This is a genomic window from Clostridium novyi NT (assembly GCF_000014125.1).
GTDB lineage: Bacteria > Bacillota > Clostridia > Clostridiales > Clostridiaceae > Clostridium_H > Clostridium_H novyi.
This window is the reverse complement of record NC_008593.1, coordinates 181,087-195,705: the sequence shown is the minus strand read 5'-3', so window position 1 is coordinate 195,705 and position 14,619 is coordinate 181,087. Positions and strand designations below refer to the sequence as shown.

The following is a 14,619-nucleotide window of genomic DNA, read 5'->3' as shown; positions in this document are numbered from 1 at the left end:
AATTATTAATAAGTATTTATATGTCTATCTCCATTGTGTGAAAGTCTATCTCTACGTTCAGCTACTTTTCCAGCACCAAATCTTTCATCTAAAGAAAGATATCCTGTTACCCTTGATATTCCTTGTATGTTTGTGCTTCCACATTTAGGACAGTTACTTTCAAATACTTCTATCTTTTCACCACAATCTCTACAATATCTCATATGGAAGTTGATACCTATATAACTTATATTAGTTTGTTTGTACGCATAATCTATTATAGATTTTACATCTTCTGCTTCTGGATAGCCATCCATTTCAATGTAAGTTATATGTCCACCGTTACATATTTTATGGAATGGTGCTTCTAAATCTATTTTATCTTTAATTGATATCTTGTATCCAACTGGGATATGATAACTATTTGTATAGTAATCCTTATCTGTAACTCCCTTTATTTCTCCAAATACATTCTTATCGTGAACAATGAATTTTCCTGAAAGTCCTTCAGCTGGAGTTGCATAACAAGACCAATTTAATTTATCTATTTCTTTATATTTATCACAGAACTCTCTTATGTAAGATACTATTTTAATTCCTAAATCATGAGTTTCTTTATCTTCTCCATGATGTTTTCCAACTAGAGCTATTAAAGTTTCTGCAAGTCCTATAAATCCAATTCCCCAAGTTCCTTGTTTTAAAATTGGTTCTATAGTATCTTCTGGTCCTAAGTTTTCAGAACCTCTCATTAATTTTTCTCCTGCTACAAATGGTAAATCCTTAACCTTTAGATTCTTAAGAACACTGTATCTGTGAAGTAAAGATTCTCTTGCTAAATTTAATCTGCTATCTAATAATGAGAAAAACTTAGTTACATCTCCCTTTGCAAGTATTCCAAGTCTAGGTAAGTTTATTGTAGTAGGCGCTATGTTTCCACGGGCTGCTGGCCCTGGTTCTCCGTTTACATTTGACATTATATAAGTTCTACAACCCATTGTTGCAGCAACTACTCCTTTGTCATAGTATTCCTTATTAAAGTCCGCATCTAAATTCATAAACATAGGATTCATTCTTTTACTAGCAACTCTACACGCAAGTTTGTAAAGATCATAATATGGGTCTTGTGGTTCTCTATTTACACCTTTTTTAACTCTAAAAATTATATTAGGGAAAATAGGTTGTTCTCCTTTTCCAAGTCCTTTTTCATACTCTTCTAAAAAGATTCTATCAATCATAGCCGCATCTTTGTTATCTGGTAATCCAAGGTTTATAGAACTAAAAGGTACTTGGCTTCCTGCTCTTGAATGCATGGTATTTAAATTATAAACAATACCTTGCATTGACTGATGAACTACTTTTTCTAGTTTCTTTTCTACAATCTCATCTAAGTTATCTATATCACCTAGATATTCTTTGTATTCCTTTTTAATTTCTTGTCTTGACATATCTACAAAAGGAGCCATGTCATTATCAAAGTTAGTGTGAGATTGTCCTCCGAACATATCATTTTGAGTGCTTTGAAGTAATATACAAGATAACTCCGCTGCTGATTCTAATCTCTTTGCTGGAAGAATTGTTCCGTATCCTGTGTTAAATCCTCTACGCAATATCTTTCCAGTCTCTATATTTAAACAATTTATTGTTAGATTATATGAATCTAAATCATGATAGTATAAATCTCCGTTTTCATGAAGCTTTGCTAAATGCTTTGGCATCATTCCAAGATTGTGCCACTTATTAGATTCACTAGCTATTCTAAGAAGTTTTGAACTAAAGTTATTTCCTACATTTGCATTATCTCTATCTGTTTCTACACCGATTTTTTGGATAACAGTCATTAAATGTGATTTCTTTTCTCTTATCTTAGTTCTTTCTCTTCTGTAATTAGAATATGTTTTCCATATTGTTTCATATCCATTTTGTTGAAGAACACATTCCACAATATTTTGTATTTCTTCTACCGAAATTTCTTTACAATTTATAATTTCAATTTGCTCTATAACCTTTTGTGTAAGCTCTATAATCTCGCTTTCTTTCAAGGCAAAAGCTATCTCATCCGCCGATCCCTTTATAGCATTCTTTATATTTATTGAATCGAAGGGAACCCTTCTCCCATCCCTCTTAACCACATATAGCATATTATTTTCCTCCAACCACAACATATTGTACTTTGCCTATTATACTCTACAAAGATTTTTATGGCAATTCTATAATAAACTATATTAAATTAATACCATGAATTTAGTTTTCTTTTCTTCCTTTTATTCCGTTTTTTAAACTCTTAGTAATATTGACATTAATTAAAATTTATTTATATATTAAATTTATATTCCCAAAATATGGTTTTATTGAATAGTATAATAATATATAAAATTTAGGAGGTCTTTATTTTATGAGTTATACTACCAATAAACAACCTCAAGGTTATCCATACTTTGTAACAAGTAAATTAAGGGAAGATATGATTGGCGAACTAGTAGCAATAAATGACTATTCTTTTATTATTTCAAATTCCAATATAAAAGAAATAAATGATGTTTTATATCACATTAGACAAGAGGAACATAATCATTATGGAATGCTTTTAGAACTTCTTAGAAAATATGATCCTATGGAAATGGATGCTTATTTAAGAGTAATTGCACACACCACCTTAACACCAGTAAAGGAATACTTAACTGTAAATAGTGGAATAACAGATAAATTATTATTAAATTATCTAAGGGAAGGTGCTAAAGGTGAACTAGAAGCCATAATATTATATGAACAACATTTGGCTGAAATACCTTACTCAGATATAAGAGAAACTTTGCAAAAAATTGTATATGAAGAAAAAGAACACCTTGAAGAACTTACTCTAGTATTAATTAACTATGATAAGGACAAATATGGTTCTATTAAAAAATAATATAATTCATAGTATAACATTGTTAGGATATAGTGCATATTATATATTATAATTTAATAATATTTATAGTTAGCACAAAAAATATTATCCTATTCTCTTGATATTTTTACCATATTATAGTTGAAACTTCCAGTGGTAAATAATATAATATAGTTAATATTCAGTATTTTCTAAAAATAACAAGGAGGAATGCATATATGAAAAAAGCTGATGAAATAAACACACAAAATGAAACTAATAACTCAACTACCAATCCTAGTAAGGAGCTAAATGAAAAGAAACCTTTCTTAATTACTAAAGATGTTATAGACGATTGTCTATCAACTTCTATCGATTAATGTCATTATGAGTACTATAAGAAAATTAAAGCAAAAGCAGAAACCTTTTGTAATTAGTTTCTGCTTTTACTAAAATATTTTCTGTGTTTTTAATTTCTTTCATAATTCGATATCTTATTTATTGTATTATCTTCATTTGCAAATACTACAATAGGTTTGTAATCTTTCGCTTCTTGTTCATCCATTGAACAATAACACATAATAATTACCTTATCTCCTACTTGTACACATCTTGCTGCTGCTCCATTCAAGCAAATAACTTTACTATTTTCCTCACCTGGAATAACATACGTTTCAAATCTAGCCCCATTATCTATATCTACAATCTGAACTTTTTCATATTCTAATATGTTTGCCGCCTTCATAAGTGCCTTATCTATAGTTATACTTCCTACATAACTTAATTCTGCTTGTGTTACAGTTACTCTATGAATTTTTGATTTTAACATATTTAATTCCATTGTCTATTCCCCCAACTTAAAAATAAAATTATCTATTAATCTTGTTTTTCCGATAAAAACTGCAATAGCAACTAATACATCTCTTTCTATATTTTCAACTGGTTCTAATGTTATACTGTCTACAACTTCAATATAATCAATTTTACCAAGATGTGATTTCTTTATTTCATTTTCTATTGTTTCCTTTATTTTTGAAGTTTTTCTAATACCCCCATATAATAATTCTTTTCCTTTTCTAAGTCCCCTGCTTAAAACTAAAGCCTCTACTCTTTCTTCCTTAGATAAATATTTGTTTCTAGAACTTTTAGCAAGTCCATCACTTTCTCTAACTATTGGGCAACCTACAATTTCCACATTAAAATTTAAATCTCTAACCATTCTTTTTATAACAGCTAATTGTTGAGCGTCCTTTTGTCCAAAATAAGCTCTTGTTGCTTGGGATATGTTAAATAACTTACTTACAACAGTGCAAACCCCTCTAAAATGTCCTTCTCTCTTTGCACCACATAATCCATCAGTTAAATTCTCTACATTTACATAGGTACAAGCATCATGAAAATACATTTCTTTAGGATCTGGATTAAATACTATACTTACCCCTGCCTTATTACATAAATCAACATCATTTTCTATACTTCTAGGGTACTTATCAAAATCTTCATTAGGTCCAAATTGAGTTGGGTTTACAAATACACTTACTATAACTTTGTCATTTTCCTTTACCGCTCTATCTATAAGACTTTTATGTCCTTCATGGAGACAGCCCATAGTTGGAACAAGGCCTATAGTTAATCCTTCTTTTTTCCACTCATCAACATATTTTTTAACTTCATTTATTTTATTTAATTTCAACATATATAAACACACAAAACTGCATTAACAGCCTGTATTTCCCCCCTTTATATTTAAAACCACTAGTATAATTTATCTAAAACACTTTCATCTATTTTGAAGCAATGTTCTTTTGATGGAAAAGTTCCCTCTTGTACTTCCTTTATATAAGCCTTAAAACCGTCCTTCATAAGTTCACCTACATCTGCAAACTTCTTTACAAACTTAGGACTCATATCTGAAAACATACCTAACATATCTTGATAAACTAAAATCTGTCCATCGCAACCAGCTCCTGCACCTATTCCAATTGTAGGTATTGAAACCGCCTTAGTTATAAGTTCCGCAAGTTTTGCAGGTACACATTCTAGTACAATTGCAAAAGCCCCTGCTTCTTCTATCTTTTTTGCATCTTCTATTAATTTTTGAGCTTTTTCCTCATCTTTACCTTGTACCTTAAATCCACCAAATACATTTATTGATTGTGGAGTAAGTCCTATATGAGCCATTACAGGAATTTGAGCATTTACTATAGCTTTAATTTGCTCGATTACAGTTGCTCCCCCCTCTAACTTTACAGCTGTAGCTCCACCTTCTTTTATAAGTCTTCCTGCATTAACTACTGCATCATAAACTGAAGATTGATACGACATAAAAGGCATGTCTCCAACAACTAAAGTATTCTTTACACCCCTTGAAACCGCTCTAGTATGATGTATCATATCTTCCATAGTTACACTTAAAGTATCTTCATATCCAAGACAAACCATTCCTAATGAATCCCCTACTAATATTCCGTTTATACCTGATTCATCAATTAGCTTTGCTGTAGAATAGTCGTAAGCTGTAAGCATTGTAAGCTTTTCTCCATTATTTTTGGCCTTTTGAAATGTTGTTACAGTGTTTTTCATTTATATTCCCCCCAAATATTCTTCTAATTCCCCATAATTAACTTCTGAATTTTTAATTTTAGAAAGTTTTAATAGATTTGAAGATAAACATTTATACATTTCTTTATCTTCACTTGGAATAACCTCTATATGTTTTTTTATTGTTCCTATGTCCCCTCTTTCTACTGGTCCAGTTATAGCCCTTAAAACTCCATTTTCCTTTAGGTTTTTTATATTAGACTCTATAAGTGGGAAAAATGCATTAATTGCATCCTCATTTGATATTCCACACTTATTTAAATACTCACATCCTAAATTAATAATAGATAACACTAAATTAGACACAGTGACATTTGCTAAATGATATAGCTTTTTGTTTTGTGGCTTCATCAAAAGAACCTTATTTCCTAAAGAAACTAAAACTGAATACAAGTAATTGAGATACTTGGTATCACCTTCTATAGAAAAATAAGCAGTATTTAATTTTTTATAATCATTGAATTTATCACAAAATGGGAACATTGGATGAATAGAATATCCAAAGGCACCTGAATTGTCTATATTTGAAAAGATTTCTGAAGATAATGAACCACTGGTGTGGCATATGATTTTGTCCTTAATATTTAAGTTGCACATTTTATTCCATATATCATGTATTACATCATCAGGAGTAGTAATAAATATTGTATCACTATTTTCTATAAGATCATTTAATTTTTCATAACAATTAGAATCAGTAAATTTAGAAGCCTCATATGCAGACCTATAGGTTCTGCTATAATACCCCGAAACACTTATTCCTTTTTCAAAAAAATATTTGCCAAGAGAGAATCCAACTCTCCCTGCTCCAATAAAACCGATTTTCAATAGGCATCACCTCTTTATTTAAATTTAAGACGTGATACAAAAGTCTCATTCCTGACGATATGAGCAACGATTAAAAATATTATCTTTTAATATAACAATTAGGTGTAGCTCTCCATAGATACTACCCATCTTTTTGATTTTATCATATTTTTTTCCAATGTTAAACAAAAAAATAAGAAAAACCTCAAATTACTTTTGAGGTTTCCATACATATTCTCCATTTTTATCTATATATCCTATTTTTCCTTTAACTTCAACAAGTGCTAATCCATCTATAAATTCATATGCATCAGTAAACTTAGGTTCTATGACCATTTTATTTTGCATATCAATATATCCCCATTTTTCACCCACTTCAACAGCAATAAGACCTTCACTTATTACATCAACGTTATCGTACTTCGCTTCTATTACTACATTTTCATCTTTATCTATATATCCATATTTATCATCACTGCATACTACAACATATCCATTGTTAAAGTCATCAGCTTCTTCATATTTAGGCTCTATTACTATATCACCACTTTTATTTATAAACCCAAATCCCCTTTTAACCTCAACTGCAGCTAATCCTTCTTTAAAATCTCCTGCTGATAAATATTTAGGAGGTAATACAACTTCTCCATTTTTATCTATATATCCAAACTTTTTATTTATATCTACAGCTGCAATTCCCTCACTAAAGCTGTGTGCATAATCATATTTAGGTTCTATTACAACTTTTCCTTCTCTATTTATATATCCTTGTTTTCCACCAATCTGTACTAAAGCTAATCCTTCACTAAAGTTATAAGCATCAATAAAGCTAAATGGAATAACTTCTTCTCCATTTTTATTTATGTATCCCCACTTATATCCCATTTGTACAGCAGCTAAATCTTCACTAAATTCATTAGCACTTTTAAATTTAAAATCTATAACAGTTTCACCTTTTTTGTTTATATATCCAAGCTTTCCGTCAATACCTGCAATAGCTAAATCATTTGAAAATTCTTCTGCATAATCGTATTTAGGTTCTATTACTATATCTCCCATTTTATTTATGTAACCATATTTCTTATCTACAAGCACTGGATATAATGTTTCTTTATTATTTTCCATTTTAATTCCTCCTAATTTATAGTAACTACAAATCCATTCTTCATATTTTGCCCTTCTTCAATTGCAAAATTCTTATATCATATACATATTTAATGTATTTATTTCTTCACTAATGTTTTAACACATTTTTATTTGTAAATGTGTTAAAATAATATCTATCTAAAAATTTTTAATGTTAATATTCATTATAGGAAAGGATGTTGTATTATATGGTAACTATATCAATATCAGATAAAGCATATATCGAACTTAAACAAATGCTAGATGCCCATAAAGAATATTCTTGTGTACGTTTATCTTATATAAAGGGTTGTTGTAAATCCTGTAGAGTAGATATATTTTTAGATGACCTAACTCTCAAAGAGGACTATATAACAAAATCCATAAAAGATATAAAATTTATATATAATAAAGATTTTAATGTTAATATTAATAGTGTAGGTATTATATATAAAAATTCTTCATTTATGATTAAAGTTATTCCAAATAAAAGTTGCTCTAATTGTAATTCTAAATCATCATCAAATAAATGCAATGGTTGCAATAACTGTAATCATTAATACTCTATTATTATATATGGAGGTTTAAAAATATGCACTACTTATTTACCACATATAAGATTCTAACATATTTGAACCTTATATTTGCACTTTTAATTATATTCTTTGAAAGAAAAAATCCTTCTGCCACCTGGGCTTGGTTAATGGTGCTAATTTTAATACCCGGTGTGGGATTTATTTTATATCTTCTTTTAGGACAAAACTTAAGTAGAAACAAAATGTTTAAATTAAAAACAACAGAAGACAGATTTCATAAAAAACTGCTTTCACAAGGAAGACAACTCACAAATGACACCATGGAATTTAAAGATAAAAATATGATTAATTATAAAGATATGGTTTATATGCATCTTAAAAATAGTCAATCAGTATTTACTCAAGATAACAATGTAAAAATATATACAGATGGCTACAATAAATTTAATGATTTATTATCCTCCATTAAAAACGCTAAACATCACATTCATATGGTATACTACATAATAAAAAATGATTCACTAGGCAATTATATAATGGACGCATTAACAGAAAAAGCAGCACAAGGAGTTGAAGTTAGATTATTATACGATGGAATGGGTTGTCTTAGGCTTTCTGATCGTTTCTTTAATAATTTAAAAGCTGCTGGTGGCAAAGTTTCTTGTTTTTTCCCTTCATTATTGCCATTTGTAAATATTCGTATTAACTATAGAAACCACCGAAAAATTGCTGTAATTGATGGTAAAGAAGCTTATGTTGGTGGATTTAATATTGGAGATGAATACTTAGGTAAAAATAAAAAGTTCGGCTATTGGCGTGATACTCAAAAGGTAACTGGTAGTGCTGTTGATTCTCTTCAACAAAGATTTTTACTAGATTGGCGTTATGCATCTAATGAAAAAATAACCTTTGATAAAAAGTATTTTCCAACGAAACGTACAACTGGAGAAATAGGAATGCAAATAGTTTCTAGTGGACCTGATTCTGAATGGGAACAAATAAAAAATGGGTATCTTAAAATGATTCAATCTGCAAAAAAAAATATTTATATACAAACACCTTACTTCATACCAGATGAAAGTATATTTGAAGCTTTAAAAATAGCTTCTCTCTCAGGAGTAGATGTTAAAATTATGATTCCAAGTAAACCTGATCACATGTTTGTATATTGGGCATCTTTTTCTTATCTTGGCGAATTGCTTAAAAGTGGTGCTCAAGGATATTGTTATAAGAAAGGTTTTATCCATAGCAAAACATTAGTTGTAGATGGTAAAGTTTGTTCTATAGGTACTGCAAATATGGATGTTCGAAGTTTTAAATTGAATTTTGAAGTTAACGCTTTTATATATGATAGTAATGTTTCAGCTGAATGTGAAGAAATATTTAAAAATGATATGAAAGAATCTATTAAGTTAACTCAATACACATACGAAAATAGATCTATAATCATAAAATTTAAAGAGTCTATCTCTAGACTACTTTCTCCAGTATTATAAAAAAACAGCATTTTAATAATCAATGCTGTTTTTTTATTTATATATTTTCAATTTTTCTTCTTTCTGGTTTTTTATTTCCTACTTTTTTTCTTCTTTTATTTAATTCATTTTTTATATCTTCTAATTTAACTTCCTTTTCTACCATAAGTACAACCATATGATATATAACATCACAAACTTCTGCTATCAGATCATCTTTATTTGTATTTTTTGCAGCTACAATAACTTCTGTAGTTTCTTCTCCTACTTTTTTTAAAATCTTATCTATTCCCTTTTCAAATAGATAATTTGTATAAGAATTTTCTTTTCCATTTTCTTTTCTATCTAATATTACATTATATAATTCTTCTATAACATCTATATTATCCAATTATACTCACTCCTATGCTTAATCTATAGTATGTTTAACTATAATTTTTTATAGTATATTAAACTATAATATATTAAATCCTACCATCTATATTTCTATAAAAACAACTTCTATGCCCCTTATGACAGGCATTTCCTATTTGCTCTACTTTAATCAAAAGAGTATCATTGTCACAATCCATACTAATTAATTTTACATATTGAGTATTTCCTGATGTTGCTCCTTTGTTCCAAAGCTCATTTCTACTTCTACTCCAGAACCATGTAATTCCTGTTTCTATTGTTTTATTAAAGGATTCTTTATTCATATATCCAAGCATTAAAACCTGTCCATTTTTAAAATCTTGAATAATTGCAGGGACTAATCCACTTCCCTTTTTAAAATCTATTTTATTTATTAATTCTTTTTTTCTAAAATCTATATAATCCTTAACTTCTTTAATAGTCACTTCTCTAAAATGAAACATTGAGGCTGCCAAAGCACCACTTACTGTTGTTTTTTCAAAAATATCACCAAAGTCTTGAAGTTTTCCACAACCACCTGATGCAATTACAGGAATATCCACAGTTTTACAAACCCCATCTGTTAACTCTATATCATATCCTTCTTTTGTGCCATCTGCATCTTTACTGGTTAAAAGAATTTCTCCAGCTCCTAATTCTTCTGCTTTTTTTGCCCACTTAAAAACATCCAATCTAGTATCAATTTCTCCACCGCTTATAACTACGCTCCAACCATTATCATCTTTATTTCTTTTTCCGTCTATAGCTACCACAAGAGCTTCTTTTCCAAATTCATCTGATATTTTTTTTATTAAATTTGGAGTTCTTACAGCAGCTGAGTTTATAGATATTTTATTTGCCCCAGCTTCTATTACCTTTTTAGCATCTTCAACTGTCCTTATCCCTCCACCAACAGTAATTGGTATGGATACATTTTTCGCAACTTTTTTAATTACATCAATCATAGTTTCTCTTTCTTCAGAAGTTGCAGAAATATCTAATAAAACAATCTCATCTGCTCCTTCTTTTTCATAGAATTCGGCTATTTTAGCTGGATCACCAACATCTTTTAAGTTAGTAAATTTAACTCCCTTTACAACTCTCCCCTTATTAACATCAAGACAAGGTATTATTCTTTTATTTTTCATACTTTTGCCCCCTACTTTTCACTTAACTTTATTGCTTCCTTTAAATCTATATTATTTGAATATATAGCTTTCCCAACAATTGCCCCATAAATATTAAACTCTTTAAGTTTTTTAATGTCATTTACATCTTTAATTCCTCCGGATGCCGTTATATTGCAATTAATGTTTTCTTTTAGTTTTAATAATGCATCAAAATTTGGTCCATTTAGCGTTCCGTCTCTACTTATATCTGTAAATATAATATTTTTAACTCCTATACTCTCCATTTTCTTAGCAAAATCAATATAATTAACATTACTTAAATTTAGCCAACCTTCTACTGCAACATACCCATTTTTAGCATCTATACCTACAGCAACTTTGTCATCGTATCTTTTTATAGCTTCCCTAACTAATTTTTCATTATTTAATGCGGCTGTTCCAAGTATAATCCTACTAACTCCTATATCAATTAAATAATCTATAGTCTCTATATCTCTAATGCCTCCACCAAACTCTATAGGAATATCCACCTTTTTTATGAGTTCACAAACTATATCCAAATTTATACCTTTTCCCTTTAATGCCCCATCTAAATCTACAATGTGAATATATTCTGCCCCACACTCTTTAAACATAAGTGCTGTGTCCACTGCACTTTCTGCAACTATTTCTGTTTTATTAAAATCTCCCTTATACAATCTAACGCATTTTCCCATTCTCAGATCTATTGCCGGTAAAATTATCATTAATTAAGCCCCCTTTTATCTATATAATCCCCTTCGTTGACATCACCCCTTTTATTTTTTCATCTATTAATACAGCCTCTTTAATTGCACGTCCTAATGCCTTAAAAATAGCTTCTATCATATGATGATTGTTTTTACCATATAATATTTTAGTGTGTAATGTTATCTCTGAATTAAATGCAAAAGCTCTTAAAAATTCTTCCACAAGTTCAGTGTCCATATCCCCTACTTTATCCACAGTAAATTCACAATTATAAACTAAAAAAGCTCTACCACTTATATCTATGGAAACAAAGGCTAGTGATTCATCCATAGGCAAAAAACAAGTTCCGTATCTTTTTATTTTTTCCTTATTTCCTAAAGCTTCTTTAAGTGCTTTTCCAAGTACTATTCCTATATCTTCTACAGTATGGTGAGCATCTACTTCTAAATCTCCAATAGCTTTTATGTCTAAATCTAAAAAACCATGCTTTGTCATAAGATTTAACATATGATTTAAAAATCCTATACCTGTATCTATATTAGATTTTCCTTCTCCATCTAGATTTAAAGACAAGGAAATTTCACTTTCAGAAGTTTTTCTAAACTTATTACATTTCCTTGTAGTCATAGTTATCCCCCTTAATACAATTAATAACTTCTATATTTTGCTCTCTACTTCCAACGGTTATTCTTATAAAATTTTTTAAATTCTCATCAGTAAAACTTCTTACTTTTATTCCAATTTTAATTAGGCTCTCGTTTATCTCATTTGCATTTTCATTATAAATTAATACAAAATTTGATTTAGTTTCATAAACCTTTAATCCATCTATCTTTTTTAGCTCTTTTAATAAATAATTTCTCTCATATAAAACTTTATCTATAGATTCTCTAATAAAATCTTTATCTTTTAATATAATCTCACCAATAACTTGGCTTACTGAATTAACATTAAAAGGCGGCTTTACTTTTTTTATTTCTCTTAAAAGGGTATCATTTGTTATTAAAAATCCTAATCTTAAAGCAGCACTTCCTATAGCTTTGGATGCTGTTCTTAAAACTATTAGATTATCATATTTCTTAATATAATCCAATATAGAATCTCCATAAAACTCCATATATGCTTCATCAACTACTACTATGCAATTTACATTCTCAATTATTTTTATGATGTCATATTTAGGTATTACCCCTCCTGTTGGATTATTGGGATTTGAAAAAATAAACATTTTAGGTTTTTCTTCATTTATATACTCTATAATCTTATTCACATTTAATTTAAAATCTTCATCTAAATCAAACACTGAAACCTTTCCTCCACGGACTTTTGTATAAACTTCATACATAGAAAAGTCTGGATTAAGAGTTACTATTTTTTCATTCTTATCTAAAAAAGCATTTGTAAGTATTTGTATAAGTTCATCTGAACCATTTCCAACCATTATATTTTTTTCATCTATACCAATATAATCTCCATAAGCTTTTTTAAGCTTTGTTGCATCTGGATCTGGATAATTGTTAAATTCCAATTCAATTAAACTTCTTATTATTTTGTTCTTAATTTCCTTTGAAAGTCCTATAAAACTTTCATTAGCATCTAGTTTAATTTTATATTTCTCTCCTTTTGCATCATAAGGTCTAAAATCTTTAATATCTTTCCTAAATAGTTCTTGAATCATTATTTAAACCTCACTTCAATTGAATTAGCGTGAGCTGTTAACCCTTCTGTTTTAGCAATTGTAACTATATCATCTTTAACCTTTTTTAATGCATTTTCTGAGTAATATAAATAACTTGACTTTTTTATATAATCATCTACTGATAGTGGAGAGAAAAATTTAGCACTTCCATTTGTAGGTAATACGTGGTTTGGTCCAGCCATGTAATCTCCTAAAGGTTCAGGCGCAAACTTTCCTAAAAATATTGATCCTGCATTTTTAATTTCTCCAAGCATAGAAAATGGTTCTTTAACTAATACTTCTAAATGCTCTGGTGCTACAACATTTGCCATATCAATAGCTTCTTTTAAATTTTCTACTACTAGTATCGCTCCATAATTCTTTAAAGATTTTTCTATTATACTTTTTCTTGATAACTTTCTTATTTGTTTTTGCAATTCCTCTTTTACTTTTATAGCTAAATCATTAGATGTAGTAACTAATGTTGAAGATGCAAGCTCATCATGTTCTGCTTGTGACATTAAATCTGCAGCTATGAATTTAGGATCATTATCTTCATCAGCAATTACTAATATTTCACTTGGACCTGCTATCATATCAATATCCACATATCCATAAACACTTCTTTTAGCCATGGCAACATATATGTTGCCAGGACCAACTATTTTATCAACTTTACCTATACTTTCTGTACCAAAAGCAAGTGCAGCTACTCCTTGTGCTCCTCCAACTTTATATATCTCATCAACTCCAGCAACCTTAGCTGCAACTAAAATATTAGGATTTATACTTCCATCCTTTAATGGGGGAGTTACCATAACTATTTTTTTTACTCCTGCAACTTTAGCTGGAATTGTATTCATCATTACTGAGGAAGGATATGCAGCTGTTCCTCCTGGCACATATATTCCAACACTGTCTAGTGGTCTAATTTGTTGTCCTAATATAACTCCATCTTCTTTCGTAACAATCCAAGAATTCCTTTTTTGCTTCTCGTGGTAAAAAAATATATTTTCTTTTGCTTTTTTTATTGCTTCTATAAAATTTTTATCCACAAGAGCATATGCCTTTTTAATTTCCTCTTCAGTTACTTTTATATTTTGTGAATTAATATACCTACAATCAAATTGATTAGTGTACTTATTAACAGCTTTATCCCCATTTTCTCTAACATCTTTTATAATTTCATCAACTGCTACAAGAACTTCTTTTTTTACACTTTGAGACCTATCCTTTAGAATTTTTATATAAGATTGTTTGTTTTCTTTAGTAACATTTATAATATCTATCATTTAAAATC

General features: G+C 29.1%; 16 protein-coding genes and 1 pseudogene. 4 read left to right on the top strand and 13 right to left on the bottom strand.

The features are described 5' to 3' along the window. Positions 1–5 precede the first annotated feature (5 nt). Complete coding sequence (gene nrdD, locus NT01CX_RS01040) at positions 6–2,117, bottom strand: anaerobic ribonucleoside-triphosphate reductase (RefSeq protein ID WP_011721180.1); 2,112 nt, start codon at positions 2,115–2,117, stop codon at positions 6–8. 254 nt (positions 2,118–2,371) lie between these two features. Here nrdD and NT01CX_RS01035 point away from each other — a divergent pair, with 254 nt between their 5' ends. Together NT01CX_RS01035 and NT01CX_RS12185 are read left to right on the top strand one after the other, a co-directional pair. Further along, entirely contained in the window at positions 2,372–2,887 is a 516-nt protein-coding gene (locus NT01CX_RS01035) for a ferritin family protein (RefSeq protein ID WP_011721179.1), read from the top strand. Between the two features lie 197 nt (positions 2,888–3,084). Next, a complete protein-coding gene (locus NT01CX_RS12185) occupies positions 3,085–3,225 on the top strand; it encodes a hypothetical protein (RefSeq protein ID WP_011721178.1) in 141 nt (46 codons plus the stop codon). Positions 3,226–3,314: 89 nt separating this feature from the next. On the opposite strand, the gene panD is transcribed toward NT01CX_RS12185, so the two are convergent. The 5 genes from panD to NT01CX_RS01010 form a co-directional block, all read right to left on the bottom strand. Then, positions 3,315–3,686, bottom strand: coding sequence for an aspartate 1-decarboxylase (gene panD / locus NT01CX_RS01030; RefSeq protein ID WP_011721177.1), 372 nt, complete (start codon positions 3,684–3,686; stop codon positions 3,315–3,317). Positions 3,687–3,689: 3 nt separating this feature from the next. Continuing rightward, positions 3,690–4,541, bottom strand: coding sequence for a pantoate--beta-alanine ligase (gene panC, locus NT01CX_RS01025; RefSeq protein WP_011721176.1), 852 nt, complete (start codon positions 4,539–4,541; stop codon positions 3,690–3,692). A 59-nt stretch (positions 4,542–4,600) separates the two neighbouring features. Next, the gene (gene panB / locus NT01CX_RS01020) at positions 4,601–5,428 is read right to left on the bottom strand and encodes a 3-methyl-2-oxobutanoate hydroxymethyltransferase (RefSeq protein ID WP_011721175.1); all 828 of its coding nucleotides are present in this window, start codon (positions 5,426–5,428) and stop codon (positions 4,601–4,603) included. Continuing rightward, positions 5,429–6,274 carry a Rossmann-like and DUF2520 domain-containing protein gene (locus tag NT01CX_RS01015; RefSeq protein WP_011721174.1) on the bottom strand — a complete coding sequence of 282 codons (846 nt, stop codon included), beginning with the start codon at positions 6,272–6,274 and terminating at the stop codon, positions 5,429–5,431. It lies immediately after the preceding gene. A gap of 189 nt (positions 6,275–6,463) precedes the next feature. After that, complete coding sequence (locus NT01CX_RS01010; RefSeq protein ID WP_011721173.1) at positions 6,464–7,378, bottom strand: WG repeat-containing protein; 915 nt, start codon at positions 7,376–7,378, stop codon at positions 6,464–6,466. A 209-nt stretch (positions 7,379–7,587) separates the two neighbouring features. Between NT01CX_RS01010 and NT01CX_RS01005 the strand changes: the two genes are divergently transcribed. Beyond that, positions 7,588–7,938, top strand: a complete 351-nt coding sequence (locus NT01CX_RS01005) for a hypothetical protein (RefSeq protein ID WP_039242422.1) — start codon at positions 7,588–7,590, stop codon at positions 7,936–7,938. Between the two features lie 32 nt (positions 7,939–7,970). Next, on the top strand, positions 7,971–9,410 hold the full coding sequence (gene cls / locus NT01CX_RS01000; protein WP_011721172.1) for a cardiolipin synthase: 1,440 nt from the start codon (positions 7,971–7,973) through the stop codon (positions 9,408–9,410). A 37-nt stretch (positions 9,411–9,447) separates the two neighbouring features. Here cls and hisE read toward each other — a convergent pair whose 3' ends face one another. From hisE to hisD, 7 genes and pseudogenes are all read right to left on the bottom strand, one after another. Continuing rightward, positions 9,448–9,780 carry a phosphoribosyl-ATP diphosphatase gene (gene hisE / locus NT01CX_RS00995; RefSeq protein WP_011721171.1) on the bottom strand — a complete coding sequence of 111 codons (333 nt, stop codon included), beginning with the start codon at positions 9,778–9,780 and terminating at the stop codon, positions 9,448–9,450. A 73-nt stretch (positions 9,781–9,853) separates the two neighbouring features. Beyond that, complete coding sequence (gene hisI, locus NT01CX_RS12580; protein ID WP_420834411.1) at positions 9,854–10,177, bottom strand: phosphoribosyl-AMP cyclohydrolase; 324 nt, start codon at positions 10,175–10,177, stop codon at positions 9,854–9,856. A gap of 21 nt (positions 10,178–10,198) precedes the next feature. Further along, positions 10,199–10,930, bottom strand: a pseudogene (gene hisF, locus NT01CX_RS00990) (imidazole glycerol phosphate synthase subunit HisF); the annotation flags it as partial. A gap of 11 nt (positions 10,931–10,941) precedes the next feature. Next, the gene (hisA, locus tag NT01CX_RS00985; RefSeq protein WP_011721169.1) at positions 10,942–11,658 is read right to left on the bottom strand and encodes a 1-(5-phosphoribosyl)-5-[(5-phosphoribosylamino)methylideneamino]imidazole-4-carboxamide isomerase; all 717 of its coding nucleotides are present in this window, start codon (positions 11,656–11,658) and stop codon (positions 10,942–10,944) included. 19 nt (positions 11,659–11,677) lie between these two features. Continuing rightward, on the bottom strand, positions 11,678–12,268 hold the full coding sequence (gene hisB / locus NT01CX_RS00980; RefSeq protein WP_011721168.1) for an imidazoleglycerol-phosphate dehydratase HisB: 591 nt from the start codon (positions 12,266–12,268) through the stop codon (positions 11,678–11,680). Beyond that, positions 12,249–13,319, bottom strand: coding sequence for a histidinol-phosphate transaminase (gene hisC / locus NT01CX_RS00975; protein WP_011721167.1), 1,071 nt, complete (start codon positions 13,317–13,319; stop codon positions 12,249–12,251). The genes hisB and hisC overlap by 20 nt, the downstream gene beginning before the upstream one ends. Further along, complete coding sequence (gene hisD, locus NT01CX_RS00970; protein ID WP_011721166.1) at positions 13,319–14,611, bottom strand: histidinol dehydrogenase; 1,293 nt, start codon at positions 14,609–14,611, stop codon at positions 13,319–13,321. Before hisD ends, hisC begins: the two co-directional genes overlap by 1 nt. Positions 14,612–14,619 lie beyond the last annotated feature (8 nt).

What these genes read in the sequence shown, in the direction of transcription:
- panB (WP_011721175.1), bottom strand. Translation starts at nt 5,428, where the DNA reads ATGAAAAACACTGTAACAACATTTCAAAAGGCCAAAAATAATGGAGAA.
- panD (WP_011721177.1), bottom strand. Translation starts at nt 3,686, where the DNA reads ATGGAATTAAATATGTTAAAATCAAAAATTCATAGAGTAACTGTAACA.
- cls (WP_011721172.1), top strand. Translation starts at nt 7,971, where the DNA reads ATGCACTACTTATTTACCACATATAAGATTCTAACATATTTGAACCTT.
- NT01CX_RS12185 (WP_011721178.1), top strand. Translation starts at nt 3,085, where the DNA reads ATGAAAAAAGCTGATGAAATAAACACACAAAATGAAACTAATAACTCA.
- NT01CX_RS01010 (WP_011721173.1), bottom strand. Translation starts at nt 7,378, where the DNA reads ATGGAAAATAATAAAGAAACATTATATCCAGTGCTTGTAGATAAGAAA.
- nrdD (WP_011721180.1), bottom strand. Translation starts at nt 2,117, where the DNA reads ATGCTATATGTGGTTAAGAGGGATGGGAGAAGGGTTCCCTTCGATTCA.
- hisA (WP_011721169.1), bottom strand. Translation starts at nt 11,658, where the DNA reads ATGATAATTTTACCGGCAATAGATCTGAGAATGGGAAAATGCGTTAGA.
- hisB (WP_011721168.1), bottom strand. Translation starts at nt 12,268, where the DNA reads ATGACTACAAGGAAATGTAATAAGTTTAGAAAAACTTCTGAAAGTGAA.
- hisD (WP_011721166.1), bottom strand. Translation starts at nt 14,611, where the DNA reads ATGATAGATATTATAAATGTTACTAAAGAAAACAAACAATCTTATATA.
- NT01CX_RS01035 (WP_011721179.1), top strand. Translation starts at nt 2,372, where the DNA reads ATGAGTTATACTACCAATAAACAACCTCAAGGTTATCCATACTTTGTA.
- hisC (WP_011721167.1), bottom strand. Translation starts at nt 13,319, where the DNA reads ATGATTCAAGAACTATTTAGGAAAGATATTAAAGATTTTAGACCTTAT.
- NT01CX_RS01005 (WP_039242422.1), top strand. Translation starts at nt 7,588, where the DNA reads ATGGTAACTATATCAATATCAGATAAAGCATATATCGAACTTAAACAA.
- panC (WP_011721176.1), bottom strand. Translation starts at nt 4,541, where the DNA reads ATGTTGAAATTAAATAAAATAAATGAAGTTAAAAAATATGTTGATGAG.